The following is a 25,765-nucleotide window of genomic DNA, read 5'->3' as shown; positions in this document are numbered from 1 at the left end:
GATATGCCAGTATCTTGTTAACGTTTTCTATCACAATTTTGTCCTATTAACCGGTACACATCTTCATTCTCACCTACCACCCACACTACATCTCCTTCTTCAAAAGGAACATTCACGTCAGGCGTCATCAAAGCTTCTCCTCCCCGCTCCACGCCGGCAATCAGGCAATGGTATTTATCACGAATGCCCGATTCACGCAGCGTTTTGCCCAGAAAAGCAGAGTCTGTATCGATCAACAATTGCTTCAAAGTCATTTCACTCTTCTCAAACACTCCCGAATCGATCACAGCAACATGCGACATCTCTTCGGCGAAGGTATTCAACTGGTCATCAGTACCGATCACTTGTATTTTGTCCATCGGAAACAGACGGATAGAACCACCCGGAATGTTAATCCTACGTTTTCCCCGAAGAATGGAGACTACATGCACTCCATACTTCTTACCCAGATTCAGTTCAAGCAAGGTTTTTCCGGCCCAAGCCGACTCTCCCGGTATTTCAAAATCAGTCAAATGCAGGTCTCTTGAAAGCAAACGTCCGGCATAAGCCGGTTTTTTCTCTCCCAAATACTCAGCGCGTATATCACGTGAACGAAGATTCTGAAAAAATTTACGTTCTATCAAAATGGATTGTTTTTTTAACTGCCTCGAAAGTATCATCAGAATCACTAGTAACAAAGCCACTCCGAACATCAGTCCTACCGAAGCTTTAAACAAACGGGTAATGACAAACATAACAAACAGAACTGACACTGTGACACGAAATACAACCGTGGAAACCAGCGGTCCGCGATTGACACGATTATCATTCCACAAAGTTATAAATTCGACCGAGTGATTCTTCTTCACCATAATGGCCCGCAAAAAAGGGGATATGCACAAGATAGTAAAAACAGCTCCTGCCAATGGGCCCCAGATACCCGGCAAATGTTCGCGTAGCAAAGGTACTACAAAACGGAACGAAAGGGTAATTACCGAAATACTGACAATGGAATACACCACCAGAATACGTGCTAAGGCAAACAGTAGCTTCCGCCACAAACTTTCGTGATTGACAGTCCGCGTACCGGTAGTATATCGCATCAGGAAACGTCTCCAGGATTCGGGTAACTTACGATCGACGAAGTTTGAGGCAGGCTCGGCAACACGAATCATATAAGGAGTCAGAAATGTCGTGATCACGGAAACAGCTACTACAATCGGATATAGGAAATCACTTGTCACATGCAGTGATAAGCCCAGAGAAGCAATAATAAAAGCAAACTCCCCTATCTGCGTCAGGCTAAAGCCACACTGCATGGCGGTCTTTAAAGGCTGTCCTGCCAACATAACCCCCATTGTTCCGAAAAAGGCCTGTCCCAGAATCACTGCCAACGTAATGACTATGATAGGAACCGCATATTCAATAATCATCGCAGGATCTACCATCATCCCGACCGATACAAAAAAGATAGCACCAAATAAGTCTTTCACAGGCTTTACCAATCGATCGATAGATTCCGCCTCAATTGTCTCGGCCAGGATAGACCCCATAATGAAAGCACCAAAAGCAGCCGAGAAACCGGTATTGGCAGCAATAGCCACCATACCGAAACAAAGAGCCAAAGATACGATTAACAGCGTTTCTTCACTCATCAGTTTCCGACAGCGCTTCAGGAACTCGGGTATGGCATAAATGCCAACGACAAACCAAAGAATAAGGAAAAAAAGTAACTTACCGATACTGCCCAGCATTTCTGTCCCTTCAAAGTTATTGCTGACTGCCATCGTCGAAAGCATGACCATTAAAACAATGGCAAGTATATCTTCAAGAATAAGAATACTGAGTACTAAACCGGTAAACTGTTTCTTCCGCAATCCTAAGTCATCAAATGCCTTATAAATAATTGTAGTAGAAGACATGGCGATCATACCTCCCAAGAACAGGCTATCCATACGTTGCCAGCCGAACCCCATCCCGACGGCAATCCCAAGAAGAATCATACAGAAGATAATGGTACAGGCGGCAATAACAGCCGTACCTCCCACCTTGACTATCTTCTTAAAACTAAATTCCAATCCAAGAGCAAAAAGCAAGAAGATGACTCCAATATCAGCCCAGGTTTTAATATTGGCTACATCCATCACCGAAGGTGTATAGGGCATATGTGGACTGGCAAGAAATCCGGCAACCACATAGCCCAGCACAAGCGGTTGCTTCAACTTCTTGAATAACAGAGTCATTATACCGGCACAAATCAGAATCAGGGCGAGGTCGGCTATTAATGTTGGAAGTTGTGACATTCGAATAGAATTTAAATCGAATGCAAAATTAGTGTTTTCTGTTAACTAACAACAGAAAAACTATAAAATCATACTTTATAATCTACTCATCTCCCCTTCCACCTGTCGGGCTTTCGAACCGGCAAGTGAATGTCCCAGTTGTGCAGCATGTTCAAAACATTCTTTTGCTTTGTTCAGAATATAGTATCTGGTATTTTTAATATTCCGCTTATCTTTTCTTCCTTTTACTTTTGGTAATTCTTCTACGACAGAGTGTAGCTCAGTACCTAATTTATACCACATTTCCTGTTGTTTATTCATTAACTCCTGGCTCTGAGCATCGATCGTCACCTGTTGGCTCGCAATTGTATTTTTCTGATTAGCTATTGTTTGTTGTTGGTTCGCAATCTCCTGTTTGAGATTGTTGATTTCAATCTCTTTTTGCTCAATAATACTTTTCAATTTATCCATCGTTGCCAACAGGTTCTTACTGCCGTCACTACGCTTACCTTCAACTGCACTTAAGCGCTTTTTCAGAGTCTGAAGTTTCTGATTGATCTCTTCTGCTTGACTCAATTCCCCCACTCCATGCTCTACATTCACACGCAAAGAATGTGTATTGCCGGCTATCTGATTTAATTCCGTCACCACATTATTAATAATTTTACTTTTCTCTAAATTATCTTCAATAACAGCCGCTTGCTGTTCGTTCAACTCCTTATACTCGGCAATCTTAGCATCATACTTACTTTTAGCAACCATCTCAGTTGATGAGTTGCTGCAGGACACGATAATAAAAAACAAAAATGGAATAGAATAAATCACTTTGAAATTGTCCATGTCGTTTGTTCATTTATATTAAATACTATTTTAATTTTATCCAAATCTTTATCATAGTGGATTGCTCCATTACCCAGTTCTCCTGAAACAAATATCATTTTATCAGAATTAAAATCCAACTTATACACTTTAGGAGAAGATTTACCTGTTATCAAAAGTTGAAACGTTCCATCTTTCACCTTTTTTATAATACCACTGGATACTTGGATCTGCCCCACAATAGATTTACTAACAGTATAATTTCCTTCCAGTCTATCCGGAGCAATCAATTCCATCTTTATTTCATTCCGATCAATTTCTTTTTTATCCGGCATGGGATTAAAAAACAGTCCTATCAGAACAGTTATAAAAGCTATTGCAAAAATGATAAGTAAATTGGTTATTAATGCCCTTCTTCTATCTCCCTTTATTTGTGCCGGAAGCGTATGATTACTCACCACATGATAAATCTTCACACATTGCCCGACCAGCGGGTAAATGGTTAAAGCAATACCCATTATAATCAAAGGCCGCGGAATCAAAAATAAAGCCGCTATTGCCAATGAAACAATAGTCACGGTTTCCTGTTTAGATACACGCGAAGTGAACAATTCGGAATATGGTTCGGAACTTGTTTCAACTTCATTGAGATCCGCTTCGTGTCCTATAACCAAAGCAGTCTTTTGAGCATCGCTCAAACTACGATAAACTTCCTGCTGCTTGGCTGGTTCCAAAAGACTCATTAAAAAGATATCTGATATGATATTTCGTTTCAATGCATACATTAAAACAAAAAAGAAAGCGGCAACAAACGATGTTTTCAAAACATAATCTGCAGCGGCAATCTGAAAATTCTCCATAAAAGGAATTCCAATAGCCTGCAACGCTATCGCATCTTCCATTCGTCCACTGGACAAAATAATAGCCGAAGCTGCTGCAGAAATTGAAAACAATAAACCAAGTCCCCAATTAATGATCTTTTGAGTCCACATAAGGGCTATAACATTCTCTCCCAATAAACGCTTCACTAGCAGAAATATCATCCAACGGCATAAAAGCATTATCAAACATACAAACATGAAGGTCAACAACCATGATTTAAAAATATAATACCCAAATGATGTTATTTTTAAAATGGGGGTTAAAACACACTTTCCGTAAAAGTTCTCCGAAGGAGTTCCTATGTATTCCAAACAGGTAGAAATTACTGAAATTGCAGAGTTGATTCGATATTTTTTATATGAAGGTAATTCATTCAACTCCTGAATACGAACTGAAGTGTTTTGTAGAAACAATGGAAGAGTTTCTTCTACACCTCTCTCCTGTATTTGCTTTTGCAAATCTAAATAATCCAGTCCGGAAGTTGCTCCTGTCATATTGCAATAAACCCTATATCGATTACCCAAACGTATTTGAATGAGTTTCGGATTTTTCGAAACAAGCACCAACATCCCTCTATGCTTAAAATCTCTTGACTCGGATATCGAATCTACAAGATCATTAAAACATTCATCAGCATAAGCCCCCATTTGGATGGCCTCGATACTATCTACGGCAAAAAGAATTGGAACAATCCCGGCAGGATAATCAAAATTAAGAAATTCTTCTTTCACTCTATTGCTCAATAGATTACCCGTATCAAAAACTTTAGGGGAATATAGACATTGCTCAGTATCGTCAGTACAAGCCGAAAACAAAAAGAGAGCAATAAAAAACGACAAAAACAAAGATGTCTTTTTCATATAAAAGCCCGTAAGATTAACAATGTAAATTATAGTAAGTTAGTATGCAGTTCAAAGAACAAAAGCTGTTCTTCAACACACATACAAATTCAGTAAACCTTCTGACAAAAGAAAAATATGAAAATCTTCTGATATTCCGCATCTCCGCAAACAGAACATTACGGTTACCGATAAGATTCGTCATTGTCGGTAGTTTCCGTTATCACCAGAATTACACTACCTTTATTAAGAAAGCAACGACAAAATCCATTTTCTAATATCCGATTTTCTAATACCAATAAAATATTTGTTATGTAAGTGTAATACCTCTATCAAATCTTATTATCAAAGATCCTAATTTTCACTTAGTAGATCTTTTCTAAGAAAGAAATGATAATCATTGAACAATCGATTAACATTCTTTCAATATCTTAAATTTTCTATTTAATATCTTTTAGTGTTGCAGCAAATATAGTGCTTAGATTTATTATTTCCAATGATTAAGAAAAAAATTATTCCAATATTTACTAAATTCATGTTATAAGACTCACTATTTACCATCATACAACGATATTTAATACACATTTGTCACTGAAAACAGTGATACGCCTATCACTTTTATATTACACATTCAGTTCATAGGAAACAAAATACAATCATTTAATTGATCTAATTATTCTTTCTATTGCATTATATATATAGATCAAAAATACAAATAAATATTAATTCCAAGAAATCAAAAAAAGTAGAAATCAGAATATAATGCAAATATAATAGCCTATATAGGCAGAAATAGAGATTATTCTGAAATAAAAATATTTCATAGACATAACCAAGAATAATATTAGAAAGGAAATAATATGTTTGAGTATAGAGACAAATTGACTAAGGAAGACTTTTATATCTGTTAAATGAGACCTCTAATATTCCAAACATATCCGAAAGAACGTAAACTTTCCATTTAAACAAAAATCCCCCTCTGCCTTTAAAGACAGAGAGGGATTTCAACGCTTTATTCGTCAATATTCTATTTACGGAAAGGCGGTTTTACTACTACAGCTTTCAACTTACGTCCACGCATATCAATACATATTTCTGTACCGATCTTACTATATTCAGGTTTCACGTATCCCATACCAATACCAATCTTACGAATAGGAGACATTGTACCTGATGTTACTACCCCGATTTTATCACCTTCCGCTGTTGTCAACTCGTAACCATGACGAGGAATCCCCCGGTCAATCATTTCAAAGCCCACTAATTTGCGAACGGTGCCTTCAGCTTTTTGTTTTTCAAGCATCGAACGATTTGTAAAGTTCTTGCCGTCCACAAATTTAGTGATCCATCCCAGTCCGGCTTCAATAGGAGACGTAGTATCGTCCAAGTCATTACCGTACAGACAGAATCCCATTTCAAGACGAAGAGTATCACGCGCACCAAGCCCTATCGGTTTTATGCCAAACTCAGCTCCGGCTTCAAAAACTGCATCCCAAATCTTCATGGCAGCATCCGGATAAAAATATAGTTCAAATCCACCTGCTCCGGTATATCCCGTATTGGAAATAATCACATTCTTCTCACCGGCAAACTCACCGACTTTAAACGTATAATAAGGAATATCGGCAAGATTAATATCCGTCAATTTTTGCAGAGCTTGAATGGCTTTCGGACCTTGTACGGCAAGTTGTGCCATATTATCTGAAGAGTTTTCCAACTCAGCACCTTCCGTATTGTGAGAAATGCACCAGTTCCAGTCCTTCTCTATATTCGAAGCATTAACAACCAAAAGATATTTTTCCGGTTCATATTGATAGACCAGTAAGTCATCAACGATACCCCCGTCTTCATTTGGAAAACAAGTATATTGAATTTTACCCGGCACCAAAGCTGCCACATTATTTGAAGTCACTTTCTGCAAAAAATCCAACGCATGAGGACCTTTCACCCAAAATTCGCCCATGTGTGACACATCAAAAACACCGACACCGTTACAAACTGTAAGGTGTTCGTCGATGATACCCGAATACTCAATAGGCATGTTATATCCTGCAAACTCGTGCATCTTAGCACCAAGTGCAATATGTTTCTCGGTAAATGGAGTGGTTTTCATGAAATGAGAATTTAAGAATTATATAAATAATGATTACTTCGAAGCTACCAGTTCAGCGATCTTCACAATGACCTTCATTGCCTTTTCCATATTCTGGATGGGAACAAATTCATAGCGACCGTGAAAATTCAAGCCACCGGCAAAGATATTGGGACAAGGCAACCCCTTGAATGATAATTGTGCGCCATCCGTTCCTCCACGAATAGGTTTCACATTCGGTTTCACCCCTACGGCTTCCATTGCAGCAAAAGCAGTGTCGATAATATGCATTACGGGTTCTATCTTTTCACGCATGTTATAGTACTGGTCACGCAATTCGAGCGTAGCAGTGCCTTCACCAAACTCTGCATTGATCTTATTCACCAAATGTTCTATCTCTTTTTTACGATCCTCAAATTTATTACGGTCATGGTCACGAATAATGTAGGATACAGTGCTCTGTTCCACATCTCCTTGGATACCGATTAAGTGGTAGAAACCCTCATATCCGGAAGTATGTTCCGGAGTCTCGTGCCGGGGAAGCATAGTAATAAACTGATTGGCTATACGGATCGAATTGATCATTTTATGTTTAGCATATCCCGGATGCACATTACGTCCTTTAAAAGTGATCTTGGCAGCGGCAGCATTGAAATTTTCAAATTCCAACTCTCCAACTTCTCCTCCGTCCATCGTATAAGCCCACTCACAACCGAACTTCTGAACATCAAACTTATGAGCACCCTCACCTATTTCTTCATCCGGATTGAAACCGATCCGAATTTTACCATGCTTAATTTCAGGATGCTCCTGCAGATAGACAACAGCTGATACTATTTCGGCAATACCTGCCTTATCATCTGCTCCTAACAGAGTTTTACCATTGGTAACAATCAGATCCTCACCCTTATGATCGAGCAACTCAGGAAACTGACTCGGTGAAAGTACGATATTCTCTTCGGCACAAAGCACAATATCCGAACCATCGTATTTTTCTACAATACGTGGAGTGACATTTTTTCCACTCATATCGGGACTCGTATCCATATGTGCTATAAAGCCGATGACAGGCAATTCTTTCTCTGTATTGGCAGGTAAAGTAGCAAAAAGATAACCGTTCTCGTCCAATGTTATATCTTCTAGCCCCAACGACTCCAACTCAGACTTTAGATATTCCGCAAATACCATTTGGCCCGGAGTGCTGGGGGTAAGTCTTGTCAGTTCATCCGACTGTGTATCAAAGCTTACGTACTTCAAAAAACGTTCTACTAAATTCATATCTTTAAAATTTAATAATTTGCTAAAATCTTATTTTTCACGCCTGTAAAGGTAAAAAAAGAGCCGTGAACTGCCAAGCAATTCACGGCTCTTTTTTTATACATAATCTTATATTCAGTCACTAATAGCCACTTAGAAACAACTGGATCCGTCAAAACAATGGGTACAAACTTTACACTTTGGCAATCCGATGGCTTCAATCAGTGTTTCAATCGTGTTGAATTTGAGAGACGAAAGTCCGAAGCGCTTGGCGATGATGCCTACCATCTTCTCATATTCCGGCGAACCTGTAGTAGCATATTTATCCAGATTCTTATTTTCATCTCCCTCCAGTTCTTTTATTATCTGCCTGGTGATAAGTTCCATATCCGACTTTGAAGCTGTAAAACCAATAAACGGACAGCCATAAATAAGCGGTGGGCATCCGATACGCATATGTACCTCTTTTGCACCATAATCAAAAAGAATCTTCACATTATCATGCAACTGCGTACCACGCACAATGGAGTCATCACAAAAAATAATACGCTTATCTTGGAGCATAGCACGGTTAGGGATCAACTTCATCTTTGCCACCAAAGAACGTAATTCCTGCTTGCTCGGAGTAAAACTACGGGGCCAGGTAGGAGTATACTTGGTAATAGCACGATGATAAGGAATGCCTTTCCCTTCTGCATACCCCAATGCCTGCCCGATACCCGAATCCGGAATTCCACAAACACAATCAGCATCGCAGTCATCTTGTTCACCCATTTTCAACCCGCTCGTAAAGCGTACCTCTTCTACATTCCGGCCTTCATAACATGAATTGGGAAAACCGTAATACACCCACAAAAATGAACAGATTTGCATTTTGTCATCAGGCTTGCGAAGTTGTTCAAGACGGTCAGCATGCATACGGACTATTTCACCGGGTCCTAAATAGCGTTCTATTTCAAAATCAAGATTCGGAAAACTGTTAGATTCACTCGTGGCTGCATAAGCGCCCTCCTTTTTCCCGATAACAATAGGAGTACGTCCCCATTTATCTCGTGCGGCAATCACTCCATCTTCTGTCAACAGAAGCATAGAACACGAACCTTTTATATGGTTATATACATTCTCTATTCCTTCTACAAAATTTTTACCCTGAATAATCAATAAAGCGATAAGTTCCGTTTGATTGGTACTACCCGAACTAAGTTCGGCGAAATGCATGTTTTGTGAAAGTAGTTCCTCTTCGAGTTCTTTAAGGTTTGTGACCTTAGCAACCGTAACAATGGCAAATCTACCGAGATGTGAGTTAATAATAATAGGTTGGGCGTCTGTATCACTGATAATACCGATACCGGCATTTCCTTTAAATTTATCCAGTTCTTCCTCAAATTTGGTACGGAAATATGAACTCTGCAGGTTATGAATCGAGCGGATAAATCCCTGTTCTTCACTATATGTCGCAAGTCCTCCCCGTTTTGTTCCCAGGTGTGAGTTATAGTCTGTGCCGTAGAATAAATCGGTCACACAGCTCGTTTTCGAGACTGTTCCGAAAAAACCTCCCATATGATTCTTTTTTGATGTTGTTTTTAAAAAGATGGCGCAAAAGTACAAAAAAGATTCGTGTTGGCATAGGTTTCTCCTAGAAATCACTTTTTCAAACGTTCCTCCAGAAAAGCTTGTAAAATACGGGCATGATTATAAACCGGCTCCTTCGAAGCATACAAAAGAGTCACTGATTCACAGGATCGTATCCGGGATAAAAACTCGGACGTTTTATCAGAAGTTTCAAGTTCTTTTCGATACATCTCTGCAAACTCTTTCCAGTGTCCCGGAACATCGTCATGAAACCATTTTCTTAAATCAGATGAAGGAGTCAGTTCCTTTGCCCAATAGTCATACTTTAAATGTTCTTTTTTCATTCCGCGCGGCCAAAGGCGATCTACTAAAACACGATACCCATCTGTATCAGAAGGATCCTCATATACACGTTTTATTTTTATTTTAGTCATACCTAATCCTATTTTAATAAAATAACCCATAAAAGCCGAAAAGGTTTATTTTAAAAACACCCTCAAACGGGCACAAAAGGCTTTTCACGAAAGTTACAGACATAATCGATTAAACGACCTCCTTTATTTCTCATAACGGAAGTTACAAAAGATGAAATATAGAACATTCCTGTTTAACAGCCCCCTTGCTAGTGCTACAAAGAGATCATAATAATGAATACCTATTTAATAAAGACAATATACTGAGAAACAAACAAATGGAAAAGTGATTTCACAGACGAATTGTCCGGATTTCATTCATAAGCATATAATCTTCTATTTCACAAAGCTTTGCATCTTTACAAAATCAGACAATCTTAAAATAAATGAAGAAATATTTGCAACCAACAAAAACTATTTATATTTTTGCGACCGTTTTGCGAATTAGGCGTATCAAACGCCGGATTATTAAAAACAATTATTGGCGAATAATAACAATTAATGTTTAACCAAACCAATTTAAAATTTAGAGAAATGAAAAAAAGTATTTTTATGTTTGCATTGGCAACATTGATGAGCGCAAGTGTATTTGCTCAAGACAATGATGCAAAACGTCTTCCGGGATATAAAACAACCTTTGAAGGCAATGGATTTTGGAACAACTGGTTCATGTCAGCAAACTTTGGTGCACAATCTCTGTTCGCAGAAAATTCAAAAGACGCTAAATTCAGAAACACAATCACTTTCATGCCGACACTTTCTGTAGGTAAATGGTTTAATCCTTACTGGGGAGTTCGTTTACAAGGTACAGGCGGTTCACTGCACGGATTTACTTCTGGCGCTAACTCAATGTTGCACTATCAATATGGTGCTGTTCACGCAGACTTTATGTTCGGACTGATCAACTTCTTTGCTCCTTATAAAGAAAACCGTCGTTTTGACATCGTTCCTTTTGCAGGTATTGGTGGAGCATTTATTCGTAAAGGCGACCAGTCGTTTACAATCAATGCAGGTATCCAGGCACGTTACCGTATCTCAAAACGTTTCGATATTAACGTTGAATACCAAGGAGCTATCCTGGATGACGATATGGTGGTTCGCGGTGGTTTTCCGAATGATGGAATCAGCGGTCTGACAGCCGGTGTTACTTTCCGTTTCGGCAAAACAGGTTTCAAGAAAGGCTACTCTTCACGTCAGTACAACGCTATCAAGAGTAACTACTCTGATCTGGAAGCAAACTACGCAACTTTGAAAAAAGAAAATGCTGCACAACAAGCTGAAATAGCAGAACTGAAAGCACGTAAACCGGAAATTGTCAAAGAAGAAACAATAATCGACAATTCTGAAATCAAGGCTCTTCCGAGTACAATTACTTTCCCATTCAACAGCAGCAAAATCGAGCTTTCACAGGAAGTTAGTATCTTCAATATTGCTGAATTCCTGAAAGCAAATCCAGAAATCCGTGTTCGTCTGACAGGTTATGCTGACAAACGTGGCTCAGAACAAGCTAACAGAATTGTTTCTGAAAGACGTGCCAATGCAGTAACTGAAGTGTTTGTCAACAAATACGGAATTGCAAAAGACCGTATCACTACAGAGTTCAAAGGTACCAGCACTAAGTTTGAAAATGATGACTGGAACCGCGCAGTAGTGGTAGAGCTGATCAAGTAATAACAATTATATTACCTTCAAAAAAGCGCATTGATTGAGAATATCAATGCGCTTTTATTTTAATGATCTTTTTTCAGCTCTGCCGCACATTCAGCACAACAGCCTTTCAAGACATAATTTATACTTCGTACAGCAAATCCCTCGGGTAAATCGACCACAGGAACGTGGATATTCTCAAGGCAAAAAGTCTTATGACAATATTCACAATAAAAATGTGTATGTAGATCCTTTACCGCACAAGTACATTCACTATCACAAACCGCATATTTCAAAGACCCTGTACCATCATCTACACTATGTGCCAAATGATGAGAGACAAACAAAGTAATCGTACGAAATATGGTCGACTTATCAACTGTATCCAGCTTATTTTCCAAATCAAGAAGTGAAACAGCCTGCTCCGTCTCCATCATGGCCTTTAAAACCAACATCCGTATGGCTGTAGGTTTTATGCCTCTCTGCTCCAATATCTTCAAACACAAATCTTCCATTATCATTTAATCATTTTCTGTATACGAACAGCATTCATAATTGCAATCAATGTAACACCAACATCCGCAAAGACAGCTTCCCACAAAGTAGCTATACCGCTTGCCCCTAAAATCAGCACCAACAACTTCACACCAAATGCCAACAATACATTTTGCCAGATAATCCGACGCGTACAACGCCCAACCTTAATAGCTGTTGCCACTTTCGAAGGCTGATCGGTCTGGATGACTACATCCGCCGTTTCAATGGCGGCATCGCTACCCAGTCCTCCCATAGCAATACCCACATCACTTAGAGCAAGTACCGGAGCATCATTCATCCCATCACCAACAAAAGCAATCTGATTGCCCTTCTCCTCCTTCAATCTCTCAATATGCTCCACCTTTCCCTCCGGCAGGAGATCACCATAAGCTTGAGTTATTCCCAACTTATTTGCAAAAATGGTAACAATACTCTGTTTATCGCCCGACAATATCTGAATATTCTTAATATTTAACTCTTTAAGTGCCTTGACAGTATCTGACGCATCGTCTTTTAACACATCCGATAAGATGATACAACCTATATATTTATCCCCGACAGCACATACAACCGTTGTTTCTGTTATTGAAAACACAGCCTTCGGAAACTCAATGGAATATTTCGATAACAATCTGGTATTACCTACCAGCACCCTTTTTCCATCAATCTCAGTCATCAACCCATAACCTGCAATCTCTTCTATATTCTTAGTGACAATCAGATCAATCCCTTTATCTTGAGCATAAGCTACAATAGCCCTGGCTATCGGATGGTTACTGTTTTTCTCAATGGAAGCCACTACACGCAATAAATCTTCTTCTGAAGTCCCGGGAACAACCCGACAAGATTCTACTTCGAAAACTCCTTTAGTCAGAGTACCTGTTTTATCGAATACGACTGTATTCACACGAGTTATGGCATCCAGATAATTTCCACCTTTAAACAGAATACCCAATCGGGATGCTGCCCCAATTCCCCCAAAATACCCTAATGGAATACTGATAACCAATGCACACGGGCAAGAAATCACCAGAAAAACCAATGCTTTATACAGCCAATCATTAAAAACAAACCCAAACAACGGATTTATAAATGAATAAATATATGGAATCAACACAATCAGAAATGCAAAGCCGATAACAATAGGAGTATAAACACGTGCAAATTTTCTAATAAACAATTCTGCAGGTGCCTTACGTTCGGAAGCATCCTCTACAAGTTCCAGAATACGAGCCAATGCACTTTTATCAAAAGGCTTTGTCACTTTCATCCGAATTACTTTGTCTGTGACAATCATACCTGCAAGTACCTCTTCTCCCCTACTAATATCCCGGGGAACACTCTCTCCGGTAAGAGCTGCCGTATTGAATACCGCCACTTCATCCAACATTACTCCATCCAACGGTACACGCTCACCGGCTTTTATCTCAATAATTTCATTTATAAGAACCGATCTCGGATCCACCGTAACAATCTCATTACTTCTCACAACCACAGCCTTTTCAGGTCGAACATCCAGCAAAGCGCTGATATTACGCTTAGCCTTGTCTATCGCTTTATCCTGAAATAATTCACCAACCGAATAAAATAACATAACGGCAACTCCCTCCGGATATTCACCAATATAAAAAGCACCTAACGTTGCAACCGACATCAACGTAAACTCACTAAAGAAGTCTTTCTGAAGAATACTCTCCCATGCTTTTTTTATCACAGGTAAACCTACAGGCAGATAAGCCAGTATATACCAAACCAAAGATATCGTATTATCTCTGAAAAAAGCAACATCCAACTGATTCATTATTGCACCCGCTATCAACATTAATAATGAAAGTATTACCTTCCAATATTCCTTTATGAAGCCATTCGCTTCCTGACAGCTTTCTACTCGCACATTTGCATTCATTTCACATTTACAATGTCCCATAATCCAATCTACTATTAGGTTTATGATGCAAAGGTAGTAGTTTTCAAGTGCAACAAAGTTGCAAAAATTCTATCGGGAAAAGAATCAAGGATATTCAGAGACCGAAAGAAACATCTTCTTACATTAAGACAGGAGCAAGGAGTTTTACCAAAAAATATCCTCCGACAATTAGCCATAAATACAGCAAAGAAGCAAGTACAAATGGCTTGGCACCAGCTTTCTTAAATTTGTCGATACTGGTTTCCGCACCTAATGCAGTCATTGCCATAGTCAGCAAGAAAGTATCCAGATTATTGATAAAAGCTATTAAACTTTGTGGCAATAGATCAAAGGAATTAAAACCGATAACCGCTAAAAAACCGATAGCAAACCACGGAATAGATATGTCCTTCATACTACCTCCTTGTCCACCAGCTTTCACGGCAGCCCTGGATACCATAAAACTGGTTATCAACAAAACAGGTACCAACATCATCACACGAATCATCTTCACGATAATAGCAACATCCGAAACCTCCTTCCCCATCGCATTTCCCGCACCAACAGTGTGCGCCACTTCATGCAACGTAGCACCGGTAAATATCCCCATCTCGTTGGGTGAAAGCACAAAAGTTCCATTTCTATATAATATAGGATAGATAAACATGGACAAAGTTCCGAAAATAACTACAGTAGAAACAGCAACCGCCGTTTTATATGGTTTTGTCTGAATGGTCGATTCGGCCCCTAAAATAGCCGCTGCACCACAAATTCCACTACCGATAGAAGTAAGTAACGCCACTCCACGATCCATTTTAAGCATACGACCGATTAAGATACCTCCAAGAATCGTTATGGTTACTACAATAGTATCAATCAATATCGCGGGCAGCCCCACCGCCAATACATCCTGAAAAGTCAACTTAAACCCATAGAGGATAATGCCTATCCGTAAAATACGTTTTGAACAGAACTGTATACCCGGTACCCACGTCTCAGGAAGATTGTTTCGGAGACTGTTAGCATACAACATGCCCAAAATAATTCCGACAATCATCGGACTGAAAGAGAGTTTCTTTATGAACTCCATGTCACCTATATAAAAGGCCGCACATGAAAACAGGGCTATCAACAAAACCCCGTGAAGCATACTGTTTCTTTTCTCGCTCAACATAAATGAATTTATTTATAGTGTCTTTAATTAGTACACTACAAAGGAAGCATTTTAAATTGAGAGACAAACACTTAATTTTTTTATCCCTTATAACCTATGGTTATTCACATCCACTGAAAAAGACAGCAAGAACAACCGGTATCTTGAAACAACAACCACACTATTCAAATCAACATGTGATTCTCCGGTGCATCCGCCAATGATAAAATCACTGTAAAACAACTTCCTTTACCTTTTTCAGAGTGTACTTTTATACGTCCCGACAACCGCTCGATAATAACTTTAGAGATGGCAAGACCAAGACCGCTTCCCTGTTCAAACTCGTCAGTTTTATAGAAACGCTCAAAAATCATCATAAGTTCCTTTTCATCAATTCCCTTACCACTATCTTCCACATATATACGAACCTCCCTATGCTTCTTGTCTACTTTACACCCCAAAGCGATATATCCATTTTGGGTAAACTTGTTAGCATTATTCAAAAAGTTTGAAATAACCTGAGCAAAACGGAGACGATCTGTATGAACAGGCACAGGAACAGTATCATCCAATTCGAGACGAAACTGTAAAGAAGACCGGATTAAGGGTTGGTACGTCTTATAAATCTCTTTGACAATATCTGTCATATTCCATTCCTTCATGTCAAAATCCAGACTTCCGGAATCCAAGCGGGAAATTTCCAATACATCATTAATGAGCTTCAAGAGCAATTCATTATTATGATTGATAATCTCAAGCATACTCGCCTTTTCATCCGGATCAATCTCCTCGGAGCCCTCACCCAACAATACATTTGTAAACCCCACAATGGCATTGAGTGGAGTACGGATTTCATGACTCATATTATTAAGGAAAGATTGTTTCAATTCAGCTTTCTCAGCCATTTGTTTCGCCACAATCAACTGATGCTCACGTTCTACCGACTCTTGAATATTCTGCATGATCCCCGCCAGCATCATCTCTCCTTTAATATCCTTCAGACTGCGGCATCGTAATTCATACCATTGATAACCTTTCTTTTCATCAAAACGGAAACGTACCCGTTGTATTTCTACACCCGGAGATTTGCACAATGCTTCATAAAAAGAACTTAATAACTGCGAGTCATCAGGATGTACATACTCCAAAAAATCAGTTCTCTTAAACTTCCTTTTTTCTACTCCTGTCAGACGCGCATAATTATCATCAAACTCAATATCACTTCCCTGCATATTCCAAAGCGAAATCTGTCCTCCATCCGCAGAAAGAGTCAAACGCTTGTGTGCCTCTTCCAGTATTTTCAAGTTTTTGCGTTCAATCAGCGAACGCCGCCGAGTATGCAACAAACTGACAGAAATAAAAATGAATGCAAAGACAAATAATACACCCAATAAATAAAATTCCTCACGATAATGATCATAAATAGGATAATTAATAATACGCACATTCTTGCCCACGTTTTTAATATCATAACCATTATAAGTAGAAAAAACGCTCCAATCGAGAACATATTCTTTTCTCAAATCCCTTATTTTAGGCATACCTATTTTTTCTTTATTCATCAACCGGGTAGACAGATCGGCTGCAGCCTGCACAGAAATCTCTTTGGTGGCCATATAGCCGCCAACAATTTTATTTCCTTCTCCGAATCCGGCATGTACACAACTAAATGAAGGTATGCTTAAGGCATTCACTATCGGAAACGATACCATATCGAATTTATCAAGCAGAAATGCTTTCTTCCCCTGCTCACTTTTTGAATTTTCCATCATTACAAGCAAAGAAGCACCTTTAATATACCGGAAGGGGCAAAGGCTTATTGTCAGCTCATTCTTTTTTATCCGGTTATTTGCTACGGCAGGCATCAGATTATAAAACTCAATCATTTCTCTCATTTCTTTATATTCATACTCCATGGAGAATGCTGATTTATGTCCCAGAATCTGTACATCTTTTCTATCAACCACCTGATTTAATAAGTCAAAAGATTTATGACCGAGAGGCGTCAAGTCAATGTTATAAACGATTTCCAGACCAACATGTGGCTGCAAAGACCTTATAAATTCCATATTATGCTTAAAGTCGGGGGTATCTCTTAGAGCATATACTTTCCTGGACTCATATTTTTTCAAAAGGTCTTCATCAGGAAAATGCACATTACAAGCTACCACCGGAACAGAATAGAGCAAAGGATGTCGAGTCGATAATAAAGAATGGGTAGCCTGATCTCCCATTGCCATAACAAGGTCTATCGGCTTACTTTTCAGAGCTTCAAGATAATTACTGATGTGTTCTATTTCGACTTTTTGGCCGAAACGGTTACAATCAAGATAGTATTTATCAAATATAGGTTCTACACCCTTCGACCTAAATTCTTTCTTCAGCAGTTCTTCAAATTGTCCCCGGTCAGCCTCTTTTTTTGAACAAGAATAGATAAGAGAAATATGTTTTTCGTTTCGATGGTTGGTTACATACCATTGTTTGAAATTATACCCACATAAAAAGCCCCCCAACAAAAGAATGGAGGCAAAAATATACTTAAATTTAGGATTTATGAATTCCATAGTTAATTCTCTATCCAGGCAAAAGTAACATAAATTTAATTAATAAAACAATATCTGAGTAGAAAATGGCAATTGTATTCCATCTTTTATTCTTATCAGTATCTAGACTTTTCCCAATCCTATTTCTTAGCTTTTTTCTTGTAAACCCGATATCTTTTTAATATCTTTATCCCGGATCATTAATATATCTATGATTATCCTGTTCCAATCTACTCAATAACCTTTTTAACTAACCACAATGAGCAATAGAATAGTTAGCCGAAGTTTGATGGGAGCCCTCTGTAGCGCATGTTTCACAACAGCAAGTGCACAAGAACGACCCAATATCATTGTTTTTTTAGTCGACGACATGGGATTAATGGACACCTCCGTTCCCTTTGTTACGGACGAAAATGGAAATGCACAGAGACAACCGTTAAACGATTGGTATCGTACTCCCAATATGGAGCGTCTGGCAAACCAGGGAATCCGCTTTTCTACTTTTTATGCACAAAGCGTGAGTTCCCCTTCCAGAGCATCCATCATGACCGGGCAAAATGCGGCCCGTCACCGCACTACGAACTGGATCAATGCGGAAAGCAACAACCGCACTCCATACGGACCATTCCATTGGAATTGGAAAGGGCTTACTCATCAGGATATGATCTATCCCTATTTATTACAACAAGCCGGATACAAAACGATCCATGTGGGTAAAGCACACTTCGGATGTTTGAAAAGCGAAGGAGAAAACCCTACGAATCTGGGCTTTGATGTCAACATAGCCGGTTCGGCAATCGGTCATCCGGGTAGTTATCATGGAGAAAACGGATACGGCTGGATCAAGGGTCAAAGAGCAAGAGCCGTGCCCGACTTGGAACAATATCACAAAACTCACACCTTCTTAAGTGATGCACTCACATTAGAAGCCGGTAAAGAGATAGAAAAAGCCGTTGCAGAAAAAAAGCCTTTCTATCTAAACATGGCACACTATGCCGTTCACTCTCCATTCGAAACCGATGAACGCTTCATCAGCCACTATACCGATCCAAACAAATCTCAACAAGCACGCGCTTTTGCCACCCTGATCGAAGGTATGGATAAATCGCTGGGAGACATTCTGGATAAACTCGAAGATATGGGGATAGCGGAAAATACTCTGATCATCTTTTTGGGAGATAATGGTGGTGATGCACCACTCGGGGATGCTGCCGATTATGGTTCATCTGCCCCATTCAAGGGAAAAAAAGGATCGGAATATGAGGGGGGAGTCCGTGTTCCTTTCATTGTCAGCTGGGCACATCCCAACCCAAACAATAAATTCCAAAAGGCATATCCTATAGCCCGGAATGCCATACAAACCCAAATGGGAACGGTTATGGATATATATCCAACCGTACTTTCTGTTGCGGGTGTCAAACCTGCTCCCAACCATATCTTAGACGGAGCCGATTTAAGAAAACTGTTAAAGGGAAAGAGAGATAAAAAGCATCGTGATGATTTCTTAATGCATTTCCCACATGAGCATCGCGGCAGCTATTTCACCTCTTATCGTAAGGGAGACTGGAAATTCATCTATTATTATAACCCACAGACTCCGGAGGCGCCTACCTATAAACTGTTTAACCTCTCAGAAGATCCTTACGAAAAAAATGATCTGTCAAAAACAAACCAACAAAAAGCGAAAGAACTCTTCCGTCTAATGGTTCAAAGACTGGAAAAAGAACAAGCCCTCTATCCGGTAGATGCCGATAAAAACGTATTGAGTCCGATATTTGTTGCCGAATAATCCCCAAGACAGGGATCTTGCAACAATCTTTGCAACACGGGTTACACGGATTATCACAGACTGAAAGCAAATAAAGCAGTGCTTGTCTTGATAATCCGTGTAATTCGTATTGCCTTTTCAGGATTTAAAGTCTTTCACTGCTTTCTTCAGCCTTTCTAAATCCAGTTCTCCGGATTGCCTCCAAAGCTGTTCTCCCTTTCTCATTAAAATAAATGTCGGAACCGATTCGATCGTATAGAAATTAGCCAAAGCATCTTCCTGATCGATATCGATCTGTACTACCTCGAGAGTCCCTTCCATAAGTTTCTTGAATTCTTCTACAACGGGCTGCATACGTTCGCAATGAGGACACCACGTAGCATAAAATTCTGCCATTACCCAATCAGCAGTTGCTAATTTTTCCCTGTTCCGTTTTTGACGGGCTTCTTTTTTCTCTTCCATATCGGTATGTTTTTAAATAACTTACTGCACTCCGAAACAATGCCCAAAGAGAAAAGTTTGTGATATAACATTTATTTAAGCTATAGCGACCTAAAGAATTTAAATCTAAGCCATGGGAAAATGTTTTTCTTTAATTTGAAAAGAACCGGATAACTGTAAGTATGACTTCGGCATATCACTCCTTGAAAGTTGGAGCACGAAGTTCCCAAAAAGCCACAGAAGCAGCAGCCGCCACATTAAGTGAATCTACACTATGCGACATAGGGATGCGAACCACATAATCGGCTTCGGAAATTGTCTCGTACGGCAGTCCGTCTCCTTCGGTACCCATTATGATAGCCAACTTGGGCTCAGTCTTCAAAACCGGATCATCGATAGAGATGGAATCATCAGTAAGTGCCATAGCAACCGTACGAAATCCCAAATCGCCAAGCCTGCTGAGAGAACCATCTATCCAAGTCCATGATACAAGAAATATTGACCCCATAGATACCCTGACCGCACGGCGATTGAGCGGATCACAAGAGTTCCGCGTCAGCAAAACAGCATCTATGCCGAGGGCAGCAGCCGAACGAAAAATAGCTCCGATGTTAGTGGTGTCAACAACTCCATCTATTACCACGATACGTTTGGCTTCGCGGCATACTTCCTCCACACTTCTTAATTCAGGACGCCGCATGGCACAAAGCACTCCGCGGGTAAGTGTATATCCGGTGAGTAAAGCAAGTATATCACGCTTGCCTGTATAGACAGGAATATCACCACAACGCTCAATGATAACGGCAGCGTCACCGATGATATGTTTTTGCTCACATAAAATAGCCAAAGGTTCATAACCGGCGTCTAAAGCAACTTGAATAACCTTGGGGCTTTCTGCTATAAAAATTCCCCGGTCGGAATCGATGCGATTACGCAACTGGGCTTCAGTAAGGGTACTGAATATCTCTACTCCGGGATGAGACAAGGATGATATTTCTATGATAGGCATTCTCTTTGATTTGATTAACTCTATGATTTTTCCTTTTTCAATTGTAATATGTGCAGAAAGTGTCAATACAAACACTCCCCTACCTGCCTCCCGTTATAGCTATCTTGATAACTCCCTCCAGCTTGTTTTCAAAGATACGATAAGCTTCCTCTATTTCGTTCAACGGAAACCTATGCGTAATAAGAGGAGTAGTGTCTATCCTGCCTTGCTCAATCAGACTGAGAATCTCAGTACAATCGCAACCATCTACCCCACCTGTTTTGAAGATCAAGTTCTTGCCATACATATCGGGCAAAGGTAAAAACTGAGGTTTGTCATAAAGGGCTACGATGGTAACGATGGCATTGGGGCGGGCACACTCCCACGCCAGACGGAAAGTTTCTTCGGAACCCGCCACTTCCAACACGACATCCGCTCCACCATGATCGCTGTTGCAGAGTACAAAATCCCTACAGTTTTCAGGTTCTGTCACCAGCACGTCAGGATAATGTTCACGAACAAACCGGATTCTCTCAGCAGACCGTTCACAAACAATAATGCGCCGTGGCTTCTTTAACATCACACAGAGCAAAGTACAGATTCCGGTAGGGCCGGCACCTATAATCAAAACCGTATCATCTTCGGATATCTCCGAAATGCGGGTAGCCCAGAACCCCGTCGCAAGCACATCACCTACAAACAGAGCTTGTTCATCACTGACATTATCGGGAATACGATTCAATCCCTGCTCGGCATACGGAACCCTGACATATTCCGCCTGTCCGCCATCAATACGGCAACCTAATGCCCATCCTCCGTCGGGGTCAGTACAGTTGTTCACATATCCGTGCCGACAAAAGAAACATTCTCCACAAAAGGTTTCGACATTGACTGTCACTCTATCACCGGGTCTGACGGAAATGACGCCGGAGCCTACTTCCTCCACAATGCCCACCATCTCGTGGCCGACTGTAATACCAGGAACTGCACGCGGAACACTGCCATGTTTAATATGAAGATCACTGGTGCAGATACTGCCAAGTGTTACACGTACGATTGCATCCCGGGCATCTTTTATTTGTGGCCTCAACTTCTCCAAAAGTTCAAACTTCCCATGTTCGACATATGTATATGCAAGCATTATATCTCCTCCTGATTAATCAATATATCCATATATGCAGCAAAAATAGTGATTTCATCGGTAAAACATATACTTTAATATCTGTTTCTGACTCATGGATAGCATCACTTCACCGGATAGAGTATGTTTTCTGTGTACCCTTCCAAGGAGCATTGCCACTTCAATATCGGCCTGTTTCCCCGTTTCTTTCTATAATTAAGTATACTTTTACAAGTGGTATGCCGTACATTTTTATCAGAATTACGCCAACATTGCATCGTGTCTTTTTGTTTTCTTTAAAGTATGGAGAACGGGATTAAAAAAATATTAAGAGATAAATATGGACTTTTTGAAAAAGATATAGAAATATTGCTTGAAAAGTTCACAAAATTTTCTGTGCCCAAGAGAGAGATTATCCTTCAAGAAGGGCAAACAGATCACTATATCTATTTTGTTGAGAAAGGGATTGTAAAAAGTACGATTCTAAGAGAGGGCAGAGAATTTATCATATTTTTTGCATTAGAAAATGATGCCCCACTCAGTTCACCCAACCTGACAGAGAGCAGACAATCACTATATACTTTAGAGGCAGTAGATACTTGTATTTTATGGAGAATCTCCCGTAAAGACTTAGCCACCTCATTCAAAGACTCTCTTAATTTATCCAATTGGGGAAGAATGATTCTTCAGGAATGGCTTACTTCATCTGCTTTCTATTTTTCATCTATCCACTGGATGAGCAAGAAAGAACAATATCAATATCTACTTAAAGAAATGCCCAAACTGATACAAAGATTATCAATGAGAGACCTCTCCGCATGGCTGGACATAACTCCACAATCCTTAAGTAGAATCAGGGCCGATATGCATTAATTACCTTTTGGTAACTTTTCATTCTTCCCTGTAACCTACCTTTGCGCTCAAATTTTAATTCTGTATGATATGAAAAGTTTAAAAGGTATTATTTATGCAATGATTTCATCAGGTACATTTGGGCTCATTCCATTATTTACAATTCCATTAATGGGAAATATGGAAATGAATGAATCCAACATTCTTTTTTATCGATTTCTATTTTCTACCCTTATGATGGGAGCAGTATGTCTTTTGCACAAAAGTACTTTAAAAATAAATATGAAACATCTGATCTCTATCATCGGTTTAGGTGCCTTGTATGCTCTTACAGCGCTATTTCTTATTTATTCCTACCATTATATAACTAGTGGAGTGGCTACAACCATTCACTTTCTCTATCCAATCTGTGTCAGCTTCTTAATGGTAGTATTCTTTAAAGAACAAAAATCCAAATCTCTATTCTTAGCAGCCTCACTCTCACTAATCGGTGTTGCACTTATGTGTTGGTCGGGAGGAGGCAGTATCCGATTGATGGGTATCGGACTCGCAGCTCTTACGATATTAACCTATGGGATATATATTGTTGCTCTGAATCAATTGGATATAGGTAAATTACCTGCTGAAGTGCTTACGTTCTATGTGCTTTTAGGCGGTTGCGTAATCTTTTTCATCTACAGTCTATTTACAGCAGGTATATCCTCCATCCCCAGCACAAAAGCCGGATTTTATATTTTGGCATTGGCATTTCTATCTACCGTCATCTCCGACCTTACGTTGATTTTAGCGGTAAAATATGCCGGTTCGACAACAACAGCCATCCTTGGTTCAATGGAACCTTTGGTCGCAGTGGTTGTAGGCGTATTGGTATTTTCGGAACATTTCACATTACAATCATTAATCGGTTTATTACTGATACTAATGTCTGTTATCATTGTAATATTAGCCGATCAACAAAAAAAGTCGAAGAGAATCACAGAACAGAAAATCATTAAGCCACATTGAGGAATAGAACTCACAATTAGTCTCAGACAATTGTCTTCTACCAATATCTTTATTAAAAGCGTAATGAAAAGTCATTAGAAGGAAAGAGAGGGTATCTGATTAGCATATCTCTGTCGCCTTCCAGCACCTTCCTGTATTCAGCGATACAATATACCTATGGGGGACAAACGAGAAAAGTCCGATCATGCGCACATGACGAGGGTCAGGAGACCGATCCGCAAGTAGCCGATTCTGATAATCATGAATATCGTGAAAATCATCGTCACAATAACGGTCATTCTTTCTAAGAATCTGTCTCCCCCCTTCATACCCCGATTAAATGTTTATTTCTCACAACCTTTTTATTTTGATATTTTCAATCGCTTTCTACTTTCTTTCTTCTTCTCATTCTCTCTCACTACTTGCAGCATTTCATTGATCAATTCCTCTCCGTCTTGCGAATAAAAATACTTTGTCTTTTCCACCCTCTCAACCATATTTCCCCATTTATCATATTTAGAAAGTACAATACGTTTAGACGTATCCGAAAGATAAACGCATCTTACCTCTTTCCCATTCTTATAATAAGTGCTATCAACATCCGTGCAATCGTCCAGTACAATACGATCAACGTGAATATCAAAACCATCCGACTTAAATTCCGTGAAACTACCTGTGAACTTCATGTCAGCGTCGAATATAAATTCCTTTTTCCCTTTTTCGTCAACAATCGTCTTGTTAATAGAACTGACAATACCATTCTTTATACATTTCCTGATAAGGGTGTCTCCTGCCATTTTCTCTATATCGCACACGATGTCATAGTCCTCGTCTGTACGGGGAATCCTTTTTTTAGCTTCCTCATAAGATAGTCCCCGAAAGAAGTAAGTGGTTCTTTTTTTCCCTATGTCAAAATAGTATTGCACTCTTTTTGTTAGATTACCATTCCCGTCGTATTCATTCTTTTCCTCATAGTCGTTGTCTTCATGCAGTACATAGTCATTGTTTATATTTCTAACATACACTAATTTGAGTTTACTTTTATCATAATATTTCTGCAATAAATAATCAATGGTATCCCCTTGAGCATTTAATGTTAACACCTCCTCCCTTTGGGGAGCATATCTCATAATCTTGATATTTCCCGACCTCTTTGACTTTCTTCTTACCGTAAACTCTTCGTTGTTGATATACGTATAATAATACGTGCTTTTATCATCAATTAAATCAATTGTTTCAGAATCTTCTTCATACCTATGATGAGATGTTCTGGTCAATTGTACCTCTGACAAACGATTATTTTCATCATACTTGTTTTCATAAGTCGTCATGGTTATTCGATCATAAGATTTCTCTTCCGAAACCGTTTTAGTTCCACACGCATACAGAACGAAGACCAAAAACAATAATTTTACTTTCATTGTATATCTTTTTTTTAGGGTAGGGCAGTGTCGGCAAATCAATAGATTTTCTTATTAATAACTCCTTCCTGTAAATCCCGTATCGTTAATCGTTGATATTCTTGTTTTCTTCTCATGAATGTCACATCAGAATACGTATTCAAACTTCCTGCGTATTCTTCTATTAGCCTAATCAAATCTCTATTTATTTGTATTTTCATTTAAATCATCAACTTCAACAGATCCCATTAGTGTCAAAGCACAATAAATTTCATTTTTCACACATTCATT

At 39.3% G+C, this 25,765-nt stretch carries 19 protein-coding genes; 4 read left to right on the top strand and 15 right to left on the bottom strand.

The annotated features are described in order from the left end of the window. Positions 1 to 17: 17 nt before the first annotated feature. From BSHG_RS11585 to BSHG_RS11620, 7 genes are all read right to left on the bottom strand, one after another. The gene (locus tag BSHG_RS11585) at positions 18 to 2,282 is read right to left on the bottom strand and encodes a cation:proton antiporter (protein ID WP_008659075.1); all 2,265 of its coding nucleotides are present in this window, start codon (positions 2,280 to 2,282) and stop codon (positions 18 to 20) included. A gap of 75 nt (positions 2,283 to 2,357) precedes the next feature. Further along, positions 2,358 to 3,101 carry a hypothetical protein gene (locus tag BSHG_RS11590; RefSeq protein WP_005786010.1) on the bottom strand — a complete coding sequence of 248 codons (744 nt, stop codon included), beginning with the start codon at positions 3,099 to 3,101 and terminating at the stop codon, positions 2,358 to 2,360. Next, a complete protein-coding gene (locus tag BSHG_RS11595; RefSeq protein ID WP_008659073.1) occupies positions 3,083 to 4,822 on the bottom strand; it encodes a hypothetical protein in 1,740 nt (579 codons plus the stop codon). Before BSHG_RS11595 ends, BSHG_RS11590 begins: the two co-directional genes overlap by 19 nt. A gap of 1,006 nt (positions 4,823 to 5,828) precedes the next feature. Next, a complete protein-coding gene (gene gcvT, locus BSHG_RS11605; RefSeq protein ID WP_005795559.1) occupies positions 5,829 to 6,914 on the bottom strand; it encodes a glycine cleavage system aminomethyltransferase GcvT in 1,086 nt (361 codons plus the stop codon). Positions 6,915 to 6,947: 33 nt separating this feature from the next. Beyond that, positions 6,948 to 8,171 carry a peptidase T gene (pepT, locus tag BSHG_RS11610; RefSeq protein WP_005786005.1) on the bottom strand — a complete coding sequence of 408 codons (1,224 nt, stop codon included), beginning with the start codon at positions 8,169 to 8,171 and terminating at the stop codon, positions 6,948 to 6,950. Positions 8,172 to 8,303: 132 nt separating this feature from the next. Beyond that, a complete protein-coding gene (locus BSHG_RS11615; RefSeq protein WP_005795565.1) occupies positions 8,304 to 9,710 on the bottom strand; it encodes an amidophosphoribosyltransferase in 1,407 nt (468 codons plus the stop codon). Positions 9,711 to 9,793: 83 nt separating this feature from the next. Continuing rightward, positions 9,794 to 10,156 (bottom strand): DUF488 domain-containing protein, encoded by a 363-nt coding sequence (locus BSHG_RS11620; RefSeq protein WP_008768120.1) that lies wholly within the window; start codon positions 10,154 to 10,156, stop codon positions 9,794 to 9,796. 513 nt (positions 10,157 to 10,669) lie between these two features. Here BSHG_RS11620 and BSHG_RS11625 point away from each other — a divergent pair. Further along, on the top strand, positions 10,670 to 11,806 hold the full coding sequence (locus BSHG_RS11625) for an OmpA family protein (protein WP_008659068.1): 1,137 nt from the start codon (positions 10,670 to 10,672) through the stop codon (positions 11,804 to 11,806). A gap of 59 nt (positions 11,807 to 11,865) precedes the next feature. Here BSHG_RS11625 and BSHG_RS11630 read toward each other — a convergent pair whose 3' ends face one another. The 4 genes from BSHG_RS11630 to BSHG_RS11645 form a co-directional block, all read right to left on the bottom strand. Then, positions 11,866 to 12,297, bottom strand: a complete 432-nt coding sequence (locus BSHG_RS11630) for a Fur family transcriptional regulator (RefSeq protein ID WP_005786001.1) — start codon at positions 12,295 to 12,297, stop codon at positions 11,866 to 11,868. A gap of 2 nt (positions 12,298 to 12,299) precedes the next feature. Further along, complete coding sequence (locus BSHG_RS11635; RefSeq protein WP_008659066.1) at positions 12,300 to 14,246, bottom strand: heavy metal translocating P-type ATPase; 1,947 nt, start codon at positions 14,244 to 14,246, stop codon at positions 12,300 to 12,302. A 118-nt stretch (positions 14,247 to 14,364) separates the two neighbouring features. Beyond that, on the bottom strand, positions 14,365 to 15,399 hold the full coding sequence (locus BSHG_RS11640; RefSeq protein WP_008659065.1) for a YeiH family protein: 1,035 nt from the start codon (positions 15,397 to 15,399) through the stop codon (positions 14,365 to 14,367). A gap of 164 nt (positions 15,400 to 15,563) precedes the next feature. Further along, positions 15,564 to 17,942, bottom strand: a complete 2,379-nt coding sequence (locus BSHG_RS11645) for a PAS domain-containing sensor histidine kinase (protein WP_008659063.1) — start codon at positions 17,940 to 17,942, stop codon at positions 15,564 to 15,566. Positions 17,943 to 18,180: 238 nt separating this feature from the next. On the opposite strand from BSHG_RS11645, the gene BSHG_RS11650 reads away from it, so the two are divergent. Continuing rightward, on the top strand, positions 18,181 to 19,710 hold the full coding sequence (locus tag BSHG_RS11650; RefSeq protein WP_008659061.1) for a sulfatase: 1,530 nt from the start codon (positions 18,181 to 18,183) through the stop codon (positions 19,708 to 19,710). 117 nt (positions 19,711 to 19,827) lie between these two features. On the opposite strand, the gene BSHG_RS11655 is transcribed toward BSHG_RS11650, so the two are convergent. The 3 genes from BSHG_RS11655 to BSHG_RS11665 form a co-directional block, all read right to left on the bottom strand. Next, positions 19,828 to 20,151, bottom strand: coding sequence for a thioredoxin family protein (locus BSHG_RS11655; RefSeq protein ID WP_005785996.1), 324 nt, complete (start codon positions 20,149 to 20,151; stop codon positions 19,828 to 19,830). 175 nt (positions 20,152 to 20,326) lie between these two features. After that, entirely contained in the window at positions 20,327 to 21,139 is an 813-nt protein-coding gene (locus tag BSHG_RS11660) for a TrmH family RNA methyltransferase (protein ID WP_008659060.1), read from the bottom strand. A gap of 79 nt (positions 21,140 to 21,218) precedes the next feature. Further along, on the bottom strand, positions 21,219 to 22,259 hold the full coding sequence (locus BSHG_RS11665; protein WP_008659059.1) for an alcohol dehydrogenase: 1,041 nt from the start codon (positions 22,257 to 22,259) through the stop codon (positions 21,219 to 21,221). Positions 22,260 to 22,541: 282 nt separating this feature from the next. On the opposite strand from BSHG_RS11665, the gene BSHG_RS11670 reads away from it, so the two are divergent. Together BSHG_RS11670 and BSHG_RS11675 are read left to right on the top strand one after the other, a co-directional pair. Then, the gene (locus BSHG_RS11670) at positions 22,542 to 23,111 is read left to right on the top strand and encodes a Crp/Fnr family transcriptional regulator (protein ID WP_005795589.1); all 570 of its coding nucleotides are present in this window, start codon (positions 22,542 to 22,544) and stop codon (positions 23,109 to 23,111) included. Between the two features lie 69 nt (positions 23,112 to 23,180). After that, positions 23,181 to 24,095 carry a DMT family transporter gene (locus BSHG_RS11675; protein ID WP_005785992.1) on the top strand — a complete coding sequence of 305 codons (915 nt, stop codon included), beginning with the start codon at positions 23,181 to 23,183 and terminating at the stop codon, positions 24,093 to 24,095. Between the two features lie 341 nt (positions 24,096 to 24,436). Here the strand turns inward: BSHG_RS11675 and BSHG_RS11680 are convergent, their stop codons facing one another. Further along, complete coding sequence (locus tag BSHG_RS11680) at positions 24,437 to 25,495, bottom strand: hypothetical protein (protein WP_008659056.1); 1,059 nt, start codon at positions 25,493 to 25,495, stop codon at positions 24,437 to 24,439. Positions 25,496 to 25,765: the final 270 nt, after the last annotated feature.

This window comes from Bacteroides sp. 3_2_5, from assembly GCF_000159855.2.
GTDB lineage: Bacteria > Bacteroidota > Bacteroidia > Bacteroidales > Bacteroidaceae > Bacteroides > Bacteroides fragilis.
Note: the sequence above shows the minus strand (reverse complement) of the source record. Positions and strands in the feature narration are given on the sequence as shown.

Bases quoted from the DNA above. Each gene is read 5' to 3' on its own strand.
- BSHG_RS11620 (WP_008768120.1), bottom strand. From the start codon at position 10,156: ATGACTAAAATAAAAATAAAACGTGTATATGAGGATCCTTCTGATACA.
- BSHG_RS11680 (WP_008659056.1), bottom strand. From the start codon at position 25,495: ATGAAAGTAAAATTATTGTTTTTGGTCTTCGTTCTGTATGCGTGTGGA.
- BSHG_RS11625 (WP_008659068.1), top strand. From the start codon at position 10,670: ATGAAAAAAAGTATTTTTATGTTTGCATTGGCAACATTGATGAGCGCA.
- BSHG_RS11675 (WP_005785992.1), top strand. From the start codon at position 23,181: ATGAAAAGTTTAAAAGGTATTATTTATGCAATGATTTCATCAGGTACA.
- BSHG_RS11635 (WP_008659066.1), bottom strand. From the start codon at position 14,246: ATGGGACATTGTAAATGTGAAATGAATGCAAATGTGCGAGTAGAAAGC.
- BSHG_RS11595 (WP_008659073.1), bottom strand. From the start codon at position 4,822: ATGAAAAAGACATCTTTGTTTTTGTCGTTTTTTATTGCTCTCTTTTTG.
- BSHG_RS11660 (WP_008659060.1), bottom strand. From the start codon at position 21,139: ATGCCTATCATAGAAATATCATCCTTGTCTCATCCCGGAGTAGAGATA.
- pepT (WP_005786005.1), bottom strand. From the start codon at position 8,171: ATGAATTTAGTAGAACGTTTTTTGAAGTACGTAAGCTTTGATACACAG.
- BSHG_RS11630 (WP_005786001.1), bottom strand. From the start codon at position 12,297: ATGGAAGATTTGTGTTTGAAGATATTGGAGCAGAGAGGCATAAAACCT.
- BSHG_RS11615 (WP_005795565.1), bottom strand. From the start codon at position 9,710: ATGGGAGGTTTTTTCGGAACAGTCTCGAAAACGAGCTGTGTGACCGAT.
- gcvT (WP_005795559.1), bottom strand. From the start codon at position 6,914: ATGAAAACCACTCCATTTACCGAGAAACATATTGCACTTGGTGCTAAG.
- BSHG_RS11655 (WP_005785996.1), bottom strand. From the start codon at position 20,151: ATGGAAGAGAAAAAAGAAGCCCGTCAAAAACGGAACAGGGAAAAATTA.
- BSHG_RS11590 (WP_005786010.1), bottom strand. From the start codon at position 3,101: ATGGACAATTTCAAAGTGATTTATTCTATTCCATTTTTGTTTTTTATT.
- BSHG_RS11670 (WP_005795589.1), top strand. From the start codon at position 22,542: ATGGAGAACGGGATTAAAAAAATATTAAGAGATAAATATGGACTTTTT.
- BSHG_RS11640 (WP_008659065.1), bottom strand. From the start codon at position 15,399: ATGTTGAGCGAGAAAAGAAACAGTATGCTTCACGGGGTTTTGTTGATA.
- BSHG_RS11585 (WP_008659075.1), bottom strand. From the start codon at position 2,282: ATGTCACAACTTCCAACATTAATAGCCGACCTCGCCCTGATTCTGATT.
- BSHG_RS11665 (WP_008659059.1), bottom strand. From the start codon at position 22,259: ATGCTTGCATATACATATGTCGAACATGGGAAGTTTGAACTTTTGGAG.
- BSHG_RS11645 (WP_008659063.1), bottom strand. From the start codon at position 17,942: ATGGAATTCATAAATCCTAAATTTAAGTATATTTTTGCCTCCATTCTT.
- BSHG_RS11650 (WP_008659061.1), top strand. From the start codon at position 18,181: ATGAGCAATAGAATAGTTAGCCGAAGTTTGATGGGAGCCCTCTGTAGC.